Raw genomic sequence first — 17,550 nt, 5'->3', positions numbered from 1 at the left:
TCAGGGGGCGGCCACCGCCTGGGCGAGGGGCACCGACGACGACCCGCTCCCGACGCGCACCTCGGCGACGTCGGACGGCGCACCCGCGGCCACGAGCGCGAGCGTCGCCGACGTGCCCGGTTCGACCGTCGAGCGGGAGCGGATGTCGGCGCCGAGGGCCTCCGCACCCGCGACGTCGACCCCGGAGGAGGCGGCGATCCACTCGCCGAGCACGATCCAGCTCTCGCGGTACGCCGAGGGCACGCCGTCGCTGCTGCGGACCGACATCAGCGGGGGCACGACCGGTGCGGTGCCGGACGAGTTGTCGATGCGGACGAGGACGTAGGAGGACACCGGGCCGCCGAGCGCGGCGCGCGCGGCCTCGATCGGAGCCACCTCGGGATCCCCCGCGGGCGCCGGGACCTCGACGTGGACGACGGCCTGCTCCGGGGTGACCCACACGTAGGTGCCGGGGCCGGCGACCGCCGGCGCGTCGTCGGCCGGCTCCGGCGTCTGCTCCTCCGGTCGGTCGGCGGGCGCCACCGGAGGGAGCTCCGCCGTGGCCCCGCTCGGCACGGCGACCGGGGCGGCCGGCTCGACGAGCGGGTCCGCGAGGTTCAGCCGGGCGGCGTCGTCGGGGGTGAAGCCGGGGAGGATCGCCGCGAGGTCGGTCACCCCGAGTCGGTGCTCGAGGACGTCCGCGAGGACGAGGCGGTAGTCGGCGGTGACGCGCAGCCCGTTGCGGTCGATGTCCTCCGGTGCCAGGCCGGGCCAGTCGCCGTAGAGACCGCCGCGGATCCCGCCACCGAGGACCATCATCGTCGAGGCCCGCCCGTGGTCCAGGCCGGCGTTGCCGTTCTCCCGGAAGGTCCGTCCGAACTCGGTCATGAGCACGACGGTCACCTTGTCCATCAGGGGCCCGAGGTCCGTCGCGAACGCGGCGAGCACCTGCGCGAGCGCCTCCACCGATCCCTGCATCGCCCCGTCGGTGTAGGGGCCGAAGCCCGAGTGGTAGTCCCACCCGAGCGACGACTCGGTGGCCGCGGCCTCGAGCCCCACGTCGGCGCGGATCAGCTGAGCGATCTGGCGCATCGACTCGCCGAAGCGCCGCCCACGCCCGGTGGTCGGGTACGCCGCGCCGTTTGCCGGCGGCTCGATCGGGGCCGCCGCCACGAGGTCGAGGGCGTCGATCGCCTGGCGGGCGCGCTGGTCGACGAGCGAGCTTCCGCCCTCGTGGAGGGCGCGCAGGGCGGCCTGGGCCATGCCGCCGGGACCGGCGAACCCGTTGATCCGGAAGCGGTCGATGCTGCCCATGGTCACCGACACCGTCGAGCCGTGCATGCTGCGCTGCCCGTAGGGCAGGTTGGCCGCCCGCACGCCGATCGGGTCGGTGCCGGGGGTGGTGTTCAGGTACCGGGCGAGCCAGCCGTCGGCGGCCGTGCGCTCGGCCATGCCGTGGTCCATCTGGCGCTGCACGGTGAAGTGCGAGCGGTCGTTCAGCGGGAAGCCGGCGGTGGGCACGAGCGCGAGGCGCCCGGCCGCCCACAGCGGCATCAGGGACGACATCGCCGGGTGGAGCCCGAAGTCGGCCGTCAGCGGCAGGACGGCCGCGGGGTCGACGGCGATGGTCGGGCGTGCCGCGACGTAGTGCCCTGCGCCCGCACCCTCGTGGCGGGGCACGACGACCGACAGCCCGTCCATGCCGCCGCGCAGGAACACGTTGACGACGACGTCGCCGCGACGGGTCGCGTTCGTCGACGCGAACGCCGCGGAGGCGCCGAGGGCCGGCACGGCGACGGCGACGGTCGTCGCCGCGCCCGCGCCCTTGAGAAGTGCCCGCCGGGAGATGCGGCAGGGCTCGCAGTCGTGGCTCATGCGTGGGCTCCTCAGCGGTACTGGTAGGCGGGGACCGAGAGCAGGAGCGCGATGAGGTCGCCGGCCACCCGGTCGACGCGGATCGCGCTGGTCGGCGCGTCGTGGGGCGCACCGAGGTAGGTGGAGATCGCCGAGATCGCGGCGTCGTCGACGCCGGTCCCGAGCCGCTCGGCGAGGGCTCGCACGAGGGCACCGACGGTGTCGGGCACCGGGGACGGGACGAGCGACAGCGGATCGAAGCCGATGCCGTCCAGCCGGCCGTTCGCCAGCCGTCCGGCCAGCTCCCAGCGTCGCAGGACGGTGCTCGTGGTGATCCAGTGGTTCGGGTCGTCGGGGATGCCGTCGGGCGTGGGCCAGCTCCACTTGTCGTGGCCGAGGTCGGTGAGGAGCGTCCCGATCGTCGTCGTCGCCGCGCCGCCGGCCTCCCGGTCGACGGTCGCGCCGGTCGCACGGATCATGCCCACGAGCAGCTCGAAGGGGGTCTTGACCTTCGTGCGCCGCGACGACTCGAACTCCCGGCTGGTGAGCATGTGGCGCAGGACCGGGACGATGCGGGTGTCGTTGGCGAGGTAGACGTCGGCCATCGACGCGACCAGCTGCTCGGAGACGTCGTCGCCGACGAAGCGGCGGGCCAGCTTGCGGCAGACGAACCGAGCCGTGTTGGGCAGGTGGGTCAACCAGTCGATGAAGTCGATGCCGTCCTGCTCCGCCTCGGGCCCGGAGCGCCCGGGGGTCGACCACACCTGCGGCCGCCCGTCCGGGCCGGTGATCGACACGCTCAGCGGCGACGGGTCGTGCCGGCGGGGGTCGAACGCGAAGCGGGTCTCCTCGAAGCGCCCGATGTTGCCCTGGAGGCCCCACCCGCTGAGGATGCGCGACACCTGGTCGACGTCGCCCTCGTCGTAGCCGCCGCCGGCGCCGACGGTGTGGAGCTCGAGGAGCTCGCGCGCGTAGTTCTGGTTCGGGCTGGTCGCGTTCGACCGGAAGTTGTCGAGGTACAGCTGCATCGACACGCTGCGCGCGCTCGCGAGGACGAGCTCGGCGACACGGCCCATCGCGTGGCGGCGGATCACGTCGCGGTCGTCGAGCGGCGCCGCGTACTTCACGTTCTTGTCGTCGGTGCCCGAGTAGGTGCTCAGGTGGTTCGACCAGAAGTCGACCATCAGCTCGGCGAGCTGGCCCGGATGGGTGGCGGCGCGGACCACGGCGGCGTGGCGGAGCTCGTGGGGGATGCGGCGGTCCCGGTTGACGCCGTCGAGCAGCACCTCGAGCTCCGGTGGGGTGGCGTCGAGGATCGTCGGCCCGGTGAGGACGCCGCTCGTGCCGGCCGGCGCGAGCGAGAGCTGCTGCTCGAGGAACCCGCGCGCCCCGAGTCGCACGACGTCGTCGACGAGCGCCGGCGTGGCGCCGAAGGTGACGCGTTCGAGGAGCCGGGCCTGGCGCATCGCCTCGGTGATCGGGTCCGGCGCCGGGGCGGGAGGCGCCGGCGTCGGGCTCGGGGCGGGCGGCCGGGGGCCGGGCGCCGGGCCGTCCGACGGCGGCCGTGGTGCCTCGGGAGCCGGGGCGGTCGGCGGCGGCGGCGGTCGGGCGCAGGCCGGTGCGGTCGAGGCGTGCGGCCGGTGGGGCTCCCGCCTGCCGCACCGGTCGTCGCCCCGTCGACGAGCGGCGCCGTCGAGCCCGCCGGGGTCGACGGCGCGACCGGCGGGGTGTGCCGCGGCGCGCGCGGCGGGCGTGCCGGCGGGCGCTGCCCGGGCTCGCCGATCAGGCCCGAACCCGCGGTGCTCGACGAGCCACCCGAGCCGCAGGCGGAGATGATCGACCCGGCGACCCCGGCGACGCCCACGCCGGCGAGCAGCGCGAGGAGCCGGCGACGACCGGCGCCGTCGTCGACCGGGGCGCTGTGGTCGTCGGTGTCGAGCGGTCCACCGCCCCCGATGAGGGACGACGCCGACCCGAACGGCGGCGACGGTGGCGACGGCAGCGACCGACGTGGTGCGCCGTCGCCGGGCTCGCCGGTGGGGATGCGGCGCGCCGGGGCGCGCGTGACCTCGATCTCGGTGGCCGCGGCGAGCCAGGCCGCCGTCTCCTCCGCCTCGACGTCGGGGCCGTCCGAGGGCGGCGGACCATCGCCCCGACGCCCTCGTCGCGGTCGCTCGTCGCGCCGGGCCGTCCGTGCGGTCGGCTCGGCGGGCGCCGACGCCTCGGCGGCGGGCCCGGCGGCTGCCGGGGACGGGGGGGCCGACGGGCGCGGCGCGGGTGCGTGCGGCGCCGGTTCGGGGACGCGGGTCGGTGCGGCCCGGCGGACGGTGGCCGGCTCGACCCGTGCGGGCGCCGCCGGTGCCGGCGGTGCGACCGGGTCGCGCAGGTCGATCTCCGACGGGGTCACGACGACATCCGCGTAGATGCTGTTCAGCCGTCGCCGGTACTGGACCGCCGAGCGACCCGAGCGGCCCGACGTGCGGACCCCGGCCGCCGCCAGGGCGCAGTCGAGGCAGAACACCCGACGCCGAGCCTCGACGCGGCAGTCCCGACAGACCGTGTCATCGCACCGGGAGCAGGTGCCCACCGCATGCTCGAACGGATGCCGCGCGCACGACGACATGGCCACCCCTCCACCTGCTCAGGCCCCCGCCAGGGGCAACGACGTTGCACCTTCATCGGCACGTCACTCTCCGCGGTTGAGCGAAAAGTGGGCCGAACGACCCGGGCCGCCGGACCTACGCGCCGCCGGGGTGTCTAGCAGGCGTCCTCGAGCAGCGCGCGGACATCGGACTCGCCCACCGGCCGCAACGCCGTCTGCACGCCACGGTGCGACCCCGACTGGCGCGCGACGGCCTCGAGGTCGTCGTCGTGGACCCCGAGATCGCCCAGCGTCGTGTGCGCACCGATCCGGACGAGCAGCTCCTGCACCGCACCGGCGGGGTCGTCGCCTCCGAGCGACCGGCTCAGCGCCTCGTGGTCTGCGGTGTCCACGACGTCGGCGAGGAAGCGGGTCGTGTGGGGCAGCAGCGCGGCGTGGGCCTCGGCGTGGCCGACCTGGGCCCGGGCGCCGACGAGCTGGGCGAGGGCCTGTTGGAGGCCGTCGGCGCTGTTCTGCCGCGCCCGTCCGCACAGGACCGCGCCGACGAGGACGTCGCCACGCCGATCGAGGTCGTCGACGTCGTCGATCGCTCCCGGCGCCGCCGCGGCCAGCCGAGCGACGCCGGCGAGGGCGAGCGCCCGAGCCTCGGGCGACGACGCCGACGACCACGCCACCTCGATGCCGTGGGCGAGGGCGACGGCGACGCTCCGTGCGAACAGCTCGCTCGGCAGCTCGGCGAGGGCGTCGAGGTCGAGCAGCACCGATGACGGGACGAGCGTCGGCCCGGCGCCCGTGGTCGAGCGGCGCGACGCGGGATCGACCATCGAGAACGAGGCGGTGTACGGCGCTCCGACGAGGGTGATGGGCACCGCGAGGTGCGGCAGTCCCGGCCGGTCGGTGACGCCGACGCCCGGCATCCCCGAGTGCCGCTCGAGCAGGAAGGCCGCGGCCTTGGCGGTGTCGATCGACGAGCCGCCGCCGACGCTGATGAGCCCATCGGCACCGAGGCCGTGGACCTCCCGCACCACTGCCTCGACGGCGTGCGCCGGCACGTGCGGCTCGACCGATGCCACCGTGCCCGTGATCACCCGCCCGGCGCGTCGCACGAGTCGTTCGACGACGTCGGCCTCGGCCACCGTGGGCGAGGTGACGACGAGTGCACGTCGGACCCCGAGGGCGCGCAGGTGCTCGGCGACGGCGTCGACGGCTCGCGGACCGGCGACGACCTGCTGCGCCGGGGAGGTGTGGCTCCAGGGCTCGAGCATCAGAGGACCTCGGTGTCCGCGATCGGCCCGGCGGAGACCACCTCGAAGCCGTCGGGGCCGGCGTCGACGGTGGTGATCGAGCCGTTGTCGAGCCGGGCCACGAGCACGCGGTCGTCGGCGCTGGCGGCGCCGAGGACGGCGTTGATCGCGATGAAGTGGGTGACGACGACCGTGTCGGTGCCGACCGCCGCCAACGTGTCGAGCAGTCGCGTGCGCCACGCCCGCGGTGCGTCCTCGAGCTCGTCCCACGTGCCGGCCATGGCCCGCCGGAGCCACGCGCCGCGCTCGGCCAGGTCGTCGGTCGGGGCGGCCACCTCGGCGACGCCGGCCTCGACGGTGGCCGTGGCACCCCACAGCGCCTCGAGCGGTGCCGCGGTCTCCCGGCAGCGACGCAGTGGGCTGACGAGGATCGGCAGCGGCCCCTTGGTGGCGAGCGCCGCCGCGACCTGCACCGCCTGGACGCGGCCCATGTCGTCCAGGCCCGGGTCCGGGTCCTCGCTGTAGCCGGCGGCGGCGGCGCCGTGGCGGACGAGGTGCAACCGGGGCATCAGGCGAGCCCCGGGAGCAGGCGCACCTGCTCGGGGCCGTCGCGGTGCTCGCTGCCGTGGCGGATGAACCACTCGGTGCCGAACGCCCGGACGAACGCCTCGTCGGGCATGGCGAGGAAGAAGGAGTCGTCGGCGATCTGCGAGGCGTGGGCCCGCATGGCCCGGCGCTTGAGGTCGGCGAGGTCGGCGACGTCGACGGCGTGGGTGATGACCGCCGCAGGGCTGCCGAAGTCGGGATCGGCGGTGGGGTCCGCCTCGTCACCGCCCGGCACCTCGGCGTCCTCGGGCGCCGGCATCTCCGCCATCAGCGCGGCGATCGCGTCGCGGTTCATCGTGCTCTCGTAGACGTGGGGTGTGCCGGCGAGCTCGCCGGCCCTGACGCCCACCCGGTGGACCTGGATGTGGTCGGGGTGGCCGTAGCCGCCGTGGTCGTCGTAGACGGTGAGGACCTCGGCCTGCTCCTCGTCGAGGATCGCGGCGAGCCGCCGGGCGGCGGCGTCCACGTCGGCCTGCCAGAAGGAGTAGGGCGCCAGGTTCTCGGGCTCGCCCATCATCCCGGAATCGACGTAGCCGAGCAGCTCGACGCGGTGGACGCCGAGGACCTCGGCCGCGGCGAACGTCTCGGAGATGCGGCGGACGCCGAGTTGCTCGCCGTCGCCGAGGAACCCCGGCGCGACCTCCCCGTGCTCCCCTCGCGTGGCGACGACGAGCACGACGCGGTGACCGTCAGCCGCCGCACGAGCCATGAGCCCGCCGGTGGCGATCGACTCGTCGTCGGGGTGGGCGTGGAAGCACACGAGCGTCGCCATCGACGCGCACCCTACGCGAGCGGATCAGGCGATGGCGCCGGCTTCTCGCAGCGCCGCGATGCGATCGGCGTCGAGGCCGAGCTCGCCGAGCACCTCGTCGGTGTGCTGGCCGGCGTGCGACGGCGGGCGCTGGATCTCGGCCTCGGTGCGGCTGAACCGTGGCGCGGGAGCGGGCTGGGTGATGCCGGCGACCTCGACGAAGGTGCCGCGCTCGACGTTGTGGGGGTGCTGGGGCGCCTCGGCGATCGAGAGCACCGGGGCGAAGCAGACGTCGGTCCCCTCCATGATCTCGCACCACTCGTCGCGGGTCTTGGTGCGGAACACCTCGGTGAGGCGCTCCTTCAGCTGGGGCCAGCGGGAGCGGTCCTGCTGGGCGGCGAAGTCGGCCTCGTCGGTGAGGCCGGTGAGGCGCAGCAGCTCGGCGTAGAACTGCGGTTCGATCGAGCCGATCGACACGTACTTGCCGTCGGCGGTCTCGTAGACGTCGTAGAAGTGCGCCCCGGAGTCGAGCATGTTCGTGCCCCGCTCCGGGTTCCAGATGCCCATGGCGGTGAAGGCGTGGAACATCGTCATGAGGACGGCGGCGCCGTCGACCATGGCGGCGTCGACGACCTGGCCCTCGCCCGTGCGCTGGGCCTCGAGGAGGGCGCAGACGACGCCGAAGGCGAGCATCAGGCCGCCGCCGCCGAAGTCGCCGACGAGGTTCAGGGGCGGTACGGGTGCGCCGCCGGCCCGGCCGATCGGCTCGAGGGCGCCGGCGAGGGCGATGTAGTTGATGTCGTGCCCCGCGGTGTGGGCGTAGGGCCCGGACTGCCCCCAACCGGTCATCCGCCCGTAGACGAGCTTGGGGTTGCGGGCCCGGCACTCATCGGGACCGATGCCGAGCCTCTCGGCGACGCCGGGCCGGAAGCCCTCGATGAGCGCGTCGGCCTGCTCGACGAGCGCGAGCACGGTCTCGACGCCCTCGGGGTTCTTGAGGTCGACGCCGATCGAGCGTCGCCCCCGGTTGAGGACGTCCGCCGGAGGCGCATCGGGGTCCCCGCCGCGCACGGCACCGGCGCGGTCGACGCGGATCACGTCGGCCCCCATGTCCGCCAGCATCATGGCGCAGAAGGGCCCCGGCCCGATCCCTGCGACCTCGACGACCTTCAGCCCCGACAGCGGCCCCATTCGGTATCCCCTTTCCTCGGTGGCGGCCATCCTCACCCGCGGCGATCGGACCGTCAAACGCCCGACCTACGCTGCGACGGTGACCCGACCCCTCGTCCGCCAGGCCGCCCCGGGCGAGCTGCCCGCACCCGTGCTGTACGAGCTGCTGCGCCTCCGCAGCGAGGTGTTCGTCGTCGAGCAGCGCTGCGCGTACCAGGACCTCGACGGGCGCGACCTCGAGGACGGCGCCCGGCACTGGTGGGTCGAGGACGACGGAGGCGACGTCGTCGCCACGGTGCGCACGCTGCGCGAGCCCGACGGCTCGACGCGCCTCGGTCGGGTCGTCACGCGGGCCGACGCACGCGGGTCGGGGCTCGCCGCCGACCTGATCCGCGCCGCCCTGGCCGAGGTCGGCCGACCGGTCGTCATCTCCGCCCAGGCCCACCTGGCCCGCTGGTACCGCACGCTCGGCTTCGAGATCGACGGCGAGCTGTTCGTCGAGGACGGGATCGACCACCTGCCGATGCGGCTGCGCTGACGGGCGGCCGGCGCACCAGTACCCTCGCCCACGATGCGCTGCGGAGCCACGACCGACATGCCATCGGTGCGTCGATCGATCGTCGCGGTGGTGCTCGCCCTCACGCTCGTCGTCGCGGGGTGCAGCGACGACGGCGGCGGTGACGACGTCGGCGGGTCCGGCGACGCGGCACCCGAGACGACGACCTCGACGGCGGCCGAGACGACGACCACGACCGTCGACGAGCGGCCCTGGCCGACGGACGAGTGGCCGACCACCACCCCGGCCGACGCCGGCCTCGAACAGGCCGACCTCGACCGGCTCGCCGCCCAGGCGGAGGCCGGCAGCTCCCACTGCCTCGCCGTCACCCGGGACGGCGAGCTCGTCGCCGAGTGGTACTGGGCCGGCACGGACGAGACGACCGAGCGCGAGTCGTGGTCGGTGACCAAGTCCGTCACCGCCACCCTCGTCGGGATCGCCCAGGACGACGGCGCGCTCGACATCGACCAGCCGGCGTCGGACTTCATCACCGAGTGGCAGGGCACGCCGAGCGAGGACGTCACGATCCGCCAGCTGCTCGCCAACGACTCGGGCCGCTACTACGACGCGGCGACCGACTACGGCGCGATGGCCGTCCAGGCCGAGGACAAGACGGCGTTCTCGATCGCCCTCGAGCAGCAGCACGACCCGGGCACGCACTGGGACTACAACAACTCGGCCATCCAGACCCTCGAGGCGGTGCTCGAGCGCGCCACCGGCGAGGACGTCGTCGAGTTCGCCGACGAGCGGCTGTTCGCCCCGCTCGGCATGGAGTCGGAGCTCACCACGGACGCCGCGGGCAACGCGCTCGTGTTCATGGGCATGCAGACGACCTGCCGCGACCTGGCCCGGTTCGGTCTCCTCTACCTGCGCGGCGGCGAGTGGCAGGGCGAGCAGATCCTCAGCGAGGCGTTCGTCTCCGAGGCCGTGCAGCCCTCCCAGTCGCTCAACCCGACCTACGGCTTCCTGTGGTGGCTGCTCGGCGACGTGGACGCATCCACCGCACCCGGCCAGGGCGACGTCTCGGGCGGCGGTGCCGAGGGCTACGCGGCGCTGGGCCTCGGCAACCAGGTCCTGGCGGTGTTCCCGGACACGGGTCTCGTCGTCACCCGCCTCGGCCCGCAGGGCGGGGACTTCGGCGCGGCCCAGATCGGCGACTGGGCCGCGACCGTCGACTGATCCGGCCCCGGACGCGCATCGGCCACCGGCGGGGGGAGCCGGTGGCCGATCCGAGCTGAGTGGGGTGCCACCGCCGGTGCGACTCGCGCGGTGGACTCAGCCGGGCGTGGAGGCGGCGGTCAGCCCGCGGCCTCGCGGTCCTGGGAGACGGCGTCGAGCATCTCGTACTCCTCGCCGGTGTCGACCCAGTCCTCGAACTGCGTCACGCCGAGGGTGTCGAAGCGCGAGCGCAGCCAGCCGTCGTTGGCGTCGAGCAGGCCGAGCTTCTTGCAGTTCGGGACGATCTTCGAGAAGAGGAGCTGCTGGAACGGGTCCTTGTTCTTCTCCTCGTCGGGCTTGTTGAAGATGGCGATGGCCTCACGGACGTCGACGCCCATCTCGTCCCACACCTCCTGCTGGAGGAAGCGGTTGCGCATGCGGATCGCCGCCTCGTAGGCGAACTCCTGGCGGTCCATCATCTCGGCGTCGCTGAGGCCCTCGTAGAACTCCTTCAGGGACAGCACGCCGAAGGCCACGTGGCGGGCCTCGTCGCTCATGACGTAGCGCAGCAGCTGCTTGAGCAACGGGTCGGCGGTGGTCTGCTGCGCGACGCCGAACGCCGCCAGGGCGAGGCCCTCGACCATGATCTGCATGCCGAGGTAGGTCATGTCCCAGCGGCTGTCGTTGATGATGTCGTCGAGCAGCGCGCGCAGGTGGGAGTTGATCGGGAAGTGCCCCGAGAGCTTGTCGTCGAGGTACTTGGCGAACACCTCCACGTGGCGGGCCTCGTCCATCACCTGGGTGGCCGCGTAGTACTTGGCATCGATCCAGGGGACGGTCTCGACGATCTTCGCCGTGCAGATCAGCGCGCCCTGCTCACCGTGCATGAACTGGGAGAGGCTCCAGTTCTGGTTGTAGACGGCCCACTGCATCCACTCCTTCTCGCCCCACTTGGCGAGCGAGGTGCGGGAGACGTCCACGCCGAGCTGGGCCAGGCCCTCGGCGCTCGGCGGGCCGCCGGCGGCGCGGATGAGCTCCTCCTGGTCGACCTCGATCGACCAGTCGAGGTCGGTCTCGCCGTTCCACTGCGAGTGCTTGGCCTTCTCGTAGAGCTTGTTGAGGGCCGGGCGGGCGCCCTTCTCGTAGTCCCAGGTGAAGATGGCGTCGGCGTTGTCCTTCACCGTGTGGATCGCCTCGTCGCGATCGGTGTTCGTGACGGCGAGGATGGCGTCGAGGTCGTTGGCGTCGGTCATGGCTCCTGTGTCCCCCTGGGGCTCGGGCGGCGCGACCGCGACGTGACGGTCGTCTCTCCAGCAGGGGGCACCGTACACCGTACAAACGTCCCCGTACAACGTATGGTCGGCGGTGCAGGGCCGAAGTTGAGCCCATCGTCACAGCTAGTGTCGGGGCAGCGACCAAGGGGGAACCACGTTGCGCCCGATCTTCGGCGTCCACACCGGCCTGCAGAACACGACCGTCGACGAGCTGCGGGGGCTGTGGCGCCGCATCGAGGAGCTCCCGTTCGACTGGATCTCCATCTGGGACCACTTCTACGCCGCCGACTTCTCGGGGTCGCACTGCCACGAGGCCGTCTCGATGCACGCCGCGCTGGCCTGCGAGACGCGCCGGGTCCGCGTCGGGTCGCTCGTCTACTGCGCGGGGTACCGCCACCCCGCCGTGCTCGCCAACGCGATCAGCACGATCGACCACCTGTCGGGCGGGCGGGCCGACATCGGGATCGGCGCCGGCTGGGCCAGCTACGAGTACGAGGCCTACGGGATCCCGTTCCCCGGGGCCGGCGAGCGACTCGACATCCTCGAGGAGTCGGTGCAGTGCGTCCGCGGGCTGCTGCGCGACGAGGTGACCACCTTCGCCGGTCGGCACTTCCAGCTCACCGACGCCCGTTGCGACCCGAAGCCGGTGCAGCCCGAGCTGCCGATCTGGGTCGGCGGCGGCGGCGAGAAGCGGACGTTGAAGATCGTCGGGCGCTACGCCGACGGCTGGAACATCCCCTTCCCCTCGCCCGAGGCGTTCGCACGCAAGCGCGAGGTGCTGGCCGGCCACGCCGCCGACGCCGGACGCTCGATCGACGACATCCGCTGCGCGGTCAACGTCGGGCTCTGCCCCACCGAGGAGGACCTCCAGGAGCAGTTCGGCGGGCTCGCGCCGGGCGTGCGCCCGGGCGTCCTCATGGGCTCGGAGCAGCAGATGGTCGAGCACCTGCACCGCTACGTGGAGGCCGGTGCCCAGCAGATCAACCTCGCGATGCGCGCCCCCTGGCAGCTCGGCCACCTGGAGCTCATGGCCCAGGCGATCGAGTCGATGGACTGAGCGGTCAGGCCGAGACGCCGGCGCCCTGCAGCTGGTGGTCGACGGCGTCGATGAACGCCGGGAGATCATCGGGGTTGCGGGACGTGACGAGTCGTCCGTCGACGACGACCTCCTGGTCGACCCAGGCCGCGCCGGCGTTGACGAGATCGGTGCGGATCGACGGCCACGAGGTCATCGTCCGGCCGGACACCAGCCCGGCCTCGATGAGCAGGCTCCCGGCGTGGCAGATCGCGGCGATCGGTCGCTCCAGGTCGCCGAAGGCCTTGACGAACCGGACGACGTCCTCGTCGGTCCGCAGGTGGTCCGGGGAGTAGCCCCCCGGCACCACGAGGGCGTCGAAGTCCCTGGCCGAGACGTCGCCGACCGCGACGTCGGGCGTGAAGGTGACCTCGCCCTTCTTGCCCGTGAGCTCCTCGTCGGTCGACGTGCCGACGACCACGACCTCGTGCCCCCGCTCGGCGAGCTGCGTCCTCGGCTGCTCGAACTCGACGTCCTCGAAGTCCGGTCCGAGGACGATCGCGACCTTTGCCATCTGGGTACCTCCTGTGAGCCGCGCCCGCGGCGATTACCCGTCGCTCGGCGCGGGAAACGCCGTGTAGACGCGACGCACCAGCTCCTCGATCGCCGGCTCCTCGATCGACAGGTCCTGGATGCTCGTCCGGGCGACGATCGCCGCCACCACCTGCGCGGCGGTCACCTCGCGGCGATCGAACGAGAGCCACTGACGGGGCCCGTCGACGCGGGTGACGCGGGCGCCGGCCACCTCGAGCGCCGGTCCCGGCTCGACGAGGTCGACGACGACCGTGCGCTCGGTGCCGTAGGTGGCCTTGAACGCGTCGACGGCGCCGTCGTGGATGACCCGCCCGTGGTCGATGATCATCATCCGGCCGCACAGCCGCTCGACGTCGTCGAGGTCGTGGGTGGTGAGCAGGACCGTCGTGCCACGCTCGCGGTTGAGGGCGAGCAGGAAGTCGCGCACGGCCTGCTTGCTGACGACGTCGAGCCCGATGGTCGGTTCGTCGAGCACGACGAGCGCGGGGTCGTGGAGCAGCGCGGCCGTCAGCTCGCCCCGCATGCGCTGCCCGAGCGAGAGCTGGCGGACGGGCGTGGCGAGGAACGGCCCCATGTCGAGGACGTCGACGAACGTCGCCAGGTTGGCCTCGTGGCGGGCGCGCTCGGTCCGGTAGACGTGGTGCAGCAGCTCGAAGCTGTCGGCGAGCGGGAGGTCCCACCAGAGCTGGGTCCGCTGCCCGAAGACGACGCCGATCCGGCGGGCGAGCTCGGTGCGCCGCTCGATCGGGGTCAGACCGAGCGTGGCGACGCGGCCCCCGCTCGGCGTGAGGATGCCGGTGAGCATCTTGATCGTCGTCGACTTCCCCGCGCCGTTCGGGCCGAGGTAGCCGACCATCTCCCCCGCCCGCACGGTGAACGACACGTCGTCGACGGCCGCCACCTCCACCCTCCGCCGGCGCAACCGCCCGGCGCGGTGGCGCACCACGAAGCGCTTCGACAGCCCCTCGCACTCGATGGCGAGGTCGGACACTGGTGCAGACACGTTCAGCTCCCGGTGCTCTGGTAGGCGCGGATGCCCGCAGACCACACGGCGCGGGCCACGAGGACGGCGGCGACGGCGACGAGCGGCGGTGTGGCGGCGAGCCAGCGCGGCAGGTCGAGGGGGTTGTGGGCGTCGAGCAGGTGCACGGCCGGCACGTAGGCGATGAACGCCATCGGCAGGACCCAACCGAGGAGCGTCCGGACCCAGCGGGCGAAGATGTGGAGCGGGTACTGGTGGGCGAACGATCCGCCGTAGGTGAAGGTGTTCGCCACCTCTCGGGCGCCGACGGCCCAGAAGGAGATCGACGCCGTCACCACCCAGACCGCACCGAAGATCGCGGTGCCCGAGGCGATCGTCACGGGCACGAGCAGCACCCGGTCGAGCGTCCAGTCGATGTCGGCGGCGGCGAGGGCGACGACGAGGGTGGTGGCGGCGGGGATCGAGCGTCCGACCCGTCGGAGGGCGAACTCCCGGGCGGAGATCTGGAGGAGGGTCGGCAGGGGCCGCAGGAGGAACTGGTCGAAGGTCCCGGCGCGGATGTGGTCGGCGGAGGTCTCGACCTGGCTGACGAACAGGTCGCCGAGTCCGAACGCCAGCGTGGTCAACCCGTAGAGCACCGCCACCTGCGCGAGGTCCCACCCGCCGAGGGACGGCACCACGTCGAACAGCACGAGGATCACCACCAGGTCGAGCGCCGTGACGACCGTCTGGGAGAGGAGGAAGAACGCGAAGGAGAGGCGGTACTGCCAGTCCGAGCGGATCTTGGCCCCGACGAGCCGCCGGTAGGTGCGGGCGAGGACGCGCAGCTCACCCACCCTGGATCACGACCTTGCGCGTCGCCGCCGAGAGCAGCATCCGGCCGACGAGCCCGAGGGCCAGGAACCACCCGAGCTGGGACCCGAGCGCCGCCGCCAGCTCGGATGCGCCCTCGTGGCGCCCCATGAACACCTCGGCCGGGATCTGCACCATCGCCGCGAAGGGCAGAGCGCGCGCCACCGACTCCAGCCAGCTGGGGAAGAGCACGACGGGGAGGAGCAGCCCGCCGAAGAACGTCAGCACCAGCGTCACCAGCTGGTCGAGCCCCCGGTTGTCGAGCAGCCAGAAGGCCGTGAGGTTCACGCCGAAGCGGAGGGCGAAGCCGACCAGCGAGGCGAGGAGGACCGAGACGAGGAACGCCAGCCACCCGACCACCGTCGTCGGGACGACGAGGTCGAAGACGACGGCACCGAGCAGCACCGGCGGGATGCCGCGCGCGAGGAACGTGAAGGACGAGCGGCCGAGCCAGGAGGCGAGCCACCACGCCTGGAGGTCCACCGGCCGGTACATGTCGACGACCACGTCGCCGGTGCGCACCCGCTCGGCCAGCTCCGACTCACCGAACGCCCCCGTACCTGCGAGCAGCGCCTGGGTGATGAAGGCGAAGGTGACGAGCGTGGCCTCGTCCCAGCCGGTGGCCGCCGCCCCGCCCGCGGCGGCGACGGCGATGAGGATGTAGGCGCGCAGGTACCCGAAGGCGGTGTTGGTGAACACGCCCGCGGCCGTCGCCACCCGGTAGGTCGACCACCTCCGGAAGCTGCGCCGCGCCACCTCGAACCACAGTCGCACTCCGACGCCCCCTCCCCCGCGGTCGGCGCGGGGGTCGGTGACGCTAGCTCACATGCGGTCGAGCAGCTCCGACTTCTTGCGGGTGAACTCCTCCTCGGAGATCAGCCCCCGCTGGCGGAGCGAGTCGAGCTGCTCGATCTGCTCGGCGATCGACGGGGCCGCCGCGGGCGCCGGCGCACCGCCCCGACCGATGCGGTCGAACTTGCGGTTCTCGTTCTCCTCCATGGCGACGTAGATCTCGTTCTGGATCGAGCCCGGCTTGCGCATGTCGTTGAACTCCTGGCGCCCCTCGGTCGATGCCGACTCGATGACGAGGTCGCCGGCGCCGATCATGCGCTCGAAGACGGATTGCGAGGAGAAGACCGTGTTGATCCGCTCGAGCGGGATCTCGATGCCCTCGCGGCTGATGATCCCCGACCGGTGGATGACGCGGTCGGAGGTGAGCACGAAGTGGGTGCTGACCCACCGGGCGTACTCGACGCCGAACCACGCCACGGCGGCGATGAGGAGGACCCCCACCGCGAGGTTGACGACGGCGTGGACCTCGTTGAGCACGACGACGAGGCCGACCAGGAGCGCCACGACGAGAGCCCCGGCGGGCAGCACGAGGCGGAACCAGTGCGGCTTGAGGTCGAGGATGAGCTCCTCGTTCGGATGGAGGTAGTCCTCGGGGAACGCCACCGGCGAAGTGTACGTCTAGCGGTAGACGCGCCGGGGGAACACGCGGTCCGCCGCGACCACGCGGTCGAGGAAGAGGTGCCCGTCCAGGTGGTCGATCTCGTGCTGGACCGCGCGCGCCTCGAAGGCGTTGCACTCGAGCACCCGCTCCACGCCATCCGGGTCGAGGCCGCGCACGACGACGTGGGTGCGGCGGGCGACGTCGCCGGTGAGGTCGGGGACGCTCATGCACCCCTCCCGTCCCACGTCGCGCCCGGTGGCGAGCACCACCTCGGGGTTGAACAGCACCACCTCGCCGTGGCAGCTGTCGGCCTTCTTGTGCCCGGTGACGTCGAGCGCGAAGGCGCGCAGGCCGACACCGATCTGCGGCGCGGCGATGCCGACCGAGTGCGCGCTCGCCCGCATGGTGTCGAGCAGGTCGTCCGCCAGAGCCCGCGACTCGGCACCGAACGCGGTGACCTCCTCGGCCCGCGTCGAGAGGACGGGCGCGGGCAGCATGACGACGGGCCGGATCACGCGTCGGACCTCAGAGGATGTCGGCGTCGGCCGGGTGGATCGAGAGCTCGACGCCGAGCGCGGCCGCGACGTGCCGCAGCTCGGCCTCGACCGCCTCGACGTCGGTACCGGCGGGGACGGTGACGTCGAGGAGCATGGCGTAGACCGGGTGCTCGGACCCGCCGACGACCCGGGTCGCGAGATCGGTGATGTTGACGTCCGCGTCCGCCAGCGCCCGGGCGACCGCGTGGACGATGCCCGGCCGATCGGCGCCGTAGACCGCGACGCTGTGCCGGGCGCCGTCGGTCGGCGTGGACGACGGGTCGCTGGCGTGGACGCTGACGTCGAGGTGGAGGTCCGCGGCGGGCCGGGCGAGCGCGGCCTCGACCTCGGCGGGGCCGACGTCGTCGGGCACGTCGACGATGAGCACCATCGCGAAGCGACCGCCGAGGATCGTCATCGACGTGTCCTCGAGGTTGGCGTCGAGGTCGGCCAGGGCACCGGTGATCGCCGCGACGACGCCGGGTCGGTCCTCCCCGATCGCGGTCACCGACAGCTCGTGCGTCATGGTTCGATCCTCCTGGACGTGGTGCTCATCCCCACCCCAGCTCGTGGAGCCGCTCGTCCTCGATGCCGAAGTGGTGGGCGACCTCGTGGACGACGGTGACGAGGACCTCCTCGACGACGTCGTCCTCGTCGTGGGCGATGGCGCAGATGGGGTTGCGGTAGATCGTGATGCGATCCGGCAGCTCGAAGCCGCCGTAGGCCTCGCGGGAGGTGAGCGGCGTGCCGTCGTAGAGCCCGAGGAGGCCTGGCTCGTCGGGTTCGTCCTCGACGACGACCACGACGTTGTCCATCAGCGCGACGAGCTCCTCGGGGATCTCGTCGAGCGCGTCGGCGACGAGCTCCTCGAACCGCGTCGCGCTCACCCGGATCACGACGTCACCCTACCGAAGGCGTCACAGG

Annotated in this window: 18 protein-coding genes; 3 read left to right on the top strand and 15 right to left on the bottom strand. The window is 73.0% G+C overall.

From position 1 onward, the window contains the following. The 6 genes from GH723_RS06700 to GH723_RS06670 form a co-directional block, all read right to left on the bottom strand. The gene (locus tag GH723_RS06700) at positions 1 to 1,854 is read right to left on the bottom strand and encodes a DUF1501 domain-containing protein (protein ID WP_153758929.1); all 1,854 of its coding nucleotides are present in this window, start codon (positions 1,852 to 1,854) and stop codon (positions 1 to 3) included. Positions 1,855 to 1,865: 11 nt separating this feature from the next. Continuing rightward, the gene (locus GH723_RS06695) at positions 1,866 to 3,299 is read right to left on the bottom strand and encodes a DUF1800 domain-containing protein (RefSeq protein ID WP_153758928.1); all 1,434 of its coding nucleotides are present in this window, start codon (positions 3,297 to 3,299) and stop codon (positions 1,866 to 1,868) included. 1,291 nt (positions 3,300 to 4,590) lie between these two features. Further along, entirely contained in the window at positions 4,591 to 5,700 is a 1,110-nt protein-coding gene (locus tag GH723_RS06685) for an iron-containing alcohol dehydrogenase (RefSeq protein WP_153758926.1), read from the bottom strand. Beyond that, entirely contained in the window at positions 5,700 to 6,248 is a 549-nt protein-coding gene (locus tag GH723_RS06680) for a histidine phosphatase family protein (protein WP_153758925.1), read from the bottom strand. Before GH723_RS06680 ends, GH723_RS06685 begins: the two co-directional genes overlap by 1 nt. Continuing rightward, positions 6,248 to 7,057 carry a PIG-L family deacetylase gene (locus GH723_RS06675; protein WP_153758924.1) on the bottom strand — a complete coding sequence of 270 codons (810 nt, stop codon included), beginning with the start codon at positions 7,055 to 7,057 and terminating at the stop codon, positions 6,248 to 6,250. The genes GH723_RS06680 and GH723_RS06675 overlap by 1 nt, the downstream gene beginning before the upstream one ends. A gap of 24 nt (positions 7,058 to 7,081) precedes the next feature. Continuing rightward, on the bottom strand, positions 7,082 to 8,257 hold the full coding sequence (locus tag GH723_RS06670) for a CaiB/BaiF CoA transferase family protein (protein WP_324248597.1): 1,176 nt from the start codon (positions 8,255 to 8,257) through the stop codon (positions 7,082 to 7,084). 49 nt (positions 8,258 to 8,306) lie between these two features. Here GH723_RS06670 and GH723_RS06665 point away from each other — a divergent pair, with 49 nt between their 5' ends. After that, positions 8,307 to 8,744 carry a GNAT family N-acetyltransferase gene (locus tag GH723_RS06665; RefSeq protein ID WP_229023136.1) on the top strand — a complete coding sequence of 146 codons (438 nt, stop codon included), beginning with the start codon at positions 8,307 to 8,309 and terminating at the stop codon, positions 8,742 to 8,744. A 33-nt stretch (positions 8,745 to 8,777) separates the two neighbouring features. Continuing rightward, positions 8,778 to 9,941, top strand: a complete 1,164-nt coding sequence (locus GH723_RS06660) for a serine hydrolase domain-containing protein (protein ID WP_153758922.1) — start codon at positions 8,778 to 8,780, stop codon at positions 9,939 to 9,941. Between the two features lie 119 nt (positions 9,942 to 10,060). Here the strand turns inward: GH723_RS06660 and GH723_RS06655 are convergent, their stop codons facing one another. Further along, complete coding sequence (locus GH723_RS06655; protein WP_153758921.1) at positions 10,061 to 11,173, bottom strand: ferritin-like domain-containing protein; 1,113 nt, start codon at positions 11,171 to 11,173, stop codon at positions 10,061 to 10,063. A 178-nt stretch (positions 11,174 to 11,351) separates the two neighbouring features. Here GH723_RS06655 and GH723_RS06650 point away from each other — a divergent pair, with 178 nt between their 5' ends. After that, the gene (locus GH723_RS06650; RefSeq protein WP_153758920.1) at positions 11,352 to 12,251 is read left to right on the top strand and encodes an LLM class flavin-dependent oxidoreductase; all 900 of its coding nucleotides are present in this window, start codon (positions 11,352 to 11,354) and stop codon (positions 12,249 to 12,251) included. A 4-nt stretch (positions 12,252 to 12,255) separates the two neighbouring features. Here the strand turns inward: GH723_RS06650 and GH723_RS06645 are convergent, their stop codons facing one another. Genes GH723_RS06645 through GH723_RS06610 form a run of 8 tightly spaced genes read right to left on the bottom strand, consistent with a single transcriptional unit; the run spans position 12,256 to position 17,522 of the window. After that, positions 12,256 to 12,783 (bottom strand): type 1 glutamine amidotransferase domain-containing protein, encoded by a 528-nt coding sequence (locus GH723_RS06645; RefSeq protein WP_153758919.1) that lies wholly within the window; start codon positions 12,781 to 12,783, stop codon positions 12,256 to 12,258. Positions 12,784 to 12,816: 33 nt separating this feature from the next. Next, entirely contained in the window at positions 12,817 to 13,806 is a 990-nt protein-coding gene (locus tag GH723_RS06640; RefSeq protein ID WP_229023134.1) for an ABC transporter ATP-binding protein, read from the bottom strand. A gap of 2 nt (positions 13,807 to 13,808) precedes the next feature. Next, positions 13,809 to 14,621 (bottom strand): ABC transporter permease, encoded by an 813-nt coding sequence (locus GH723_RS06635; RefSeq protein ID WP_153758918.1) that lies wholly within the window; start codon positions 14,619 to 14,621, stop codon positions 13,809 to 13,811. Beyond that, positions 14,614 to 15,411 carry an ABC transporter permease gene (locus GH723_RS06630; RefSeq protein WP_153758917.1) on the bottom strand — a complete coding sequence of 266 codons (798 nt, stop codon included), beginning with the start codon at positions 15,409 to 15,411 and terminating at the stop codon, positions 14,614 to 14,616. The genes GH723_RS06635 and GH723_RS06630 overlap by 8 nt, the downstream gene beginning before the upstream one ends. A 48-nt stretch (positions 15,412 to 15,459) precedes the next feature. Beyond that, positions 15,460 to 16,092: a PH domain-containing protein gene (locus tag GH723_RS06625; RefSeq protein ID WP_153758916.1), complete on the bottom strand. Its 633-nt coding sequence runs from the start codon at positions 16,090 to 16,092 to the stop codon at positions 15,460 to 15,462. Positions 16,093 to 16,107: 15 nt separating this feature from the next. After that, complete coding sequence (def, locus tag GH723_RS06620) at positions 16,108 to 16,605, bottom strand: peptide deformylase (RefSeq protein ID WP_229023133.1); 498 nt, start codon at positions 16,603 to 16,605, stop codon at positions 16,108 to 16,110. 10 nt (positions 16,606 to 16,615) lie between these two features. Continuing rightward, positions 16,616 to 17,152 carry a glycine cleavage system protein R gene (locus GH723_RS06615; RefSeq protein WP_153758915.1) on the bottom strand — a complete coding sequence of 179 codons (537 nt, stop codon included), beginning with the start codon at positions 17,150 to 17,152 and terminating at the stop codon, positions 16,616 to 16,618. Positions 17,153 to 17,177: 25 nt separating this feature from the next. After that, positions 17,178 to 17,522, bottom strand: a complete 345-nt coding sequence (locus GH723_RS06610) for a metallopeptidase family protein (RefSeq protein ID WP_153758914.1) — start codon at positions 17,520 to 17,522, stop codon at positions 17,178 to 17,180. Positions 17,523 to 17,550: the final 28 nt, after the last annotated feature.

The sequence above is a fragment of the Actinomarinicola tropica genome, from assembly GCF_009650215.1.
GTDB lineage: Bacteria > Actinomycetota > Acidimicrobiia > Acidimicrobiales > SKKL01 > Actinomarinicola > Actinomarinicola tropica.
This window is presented reverse-complemented; position numbering and strand designations above follow the sequence as displayed.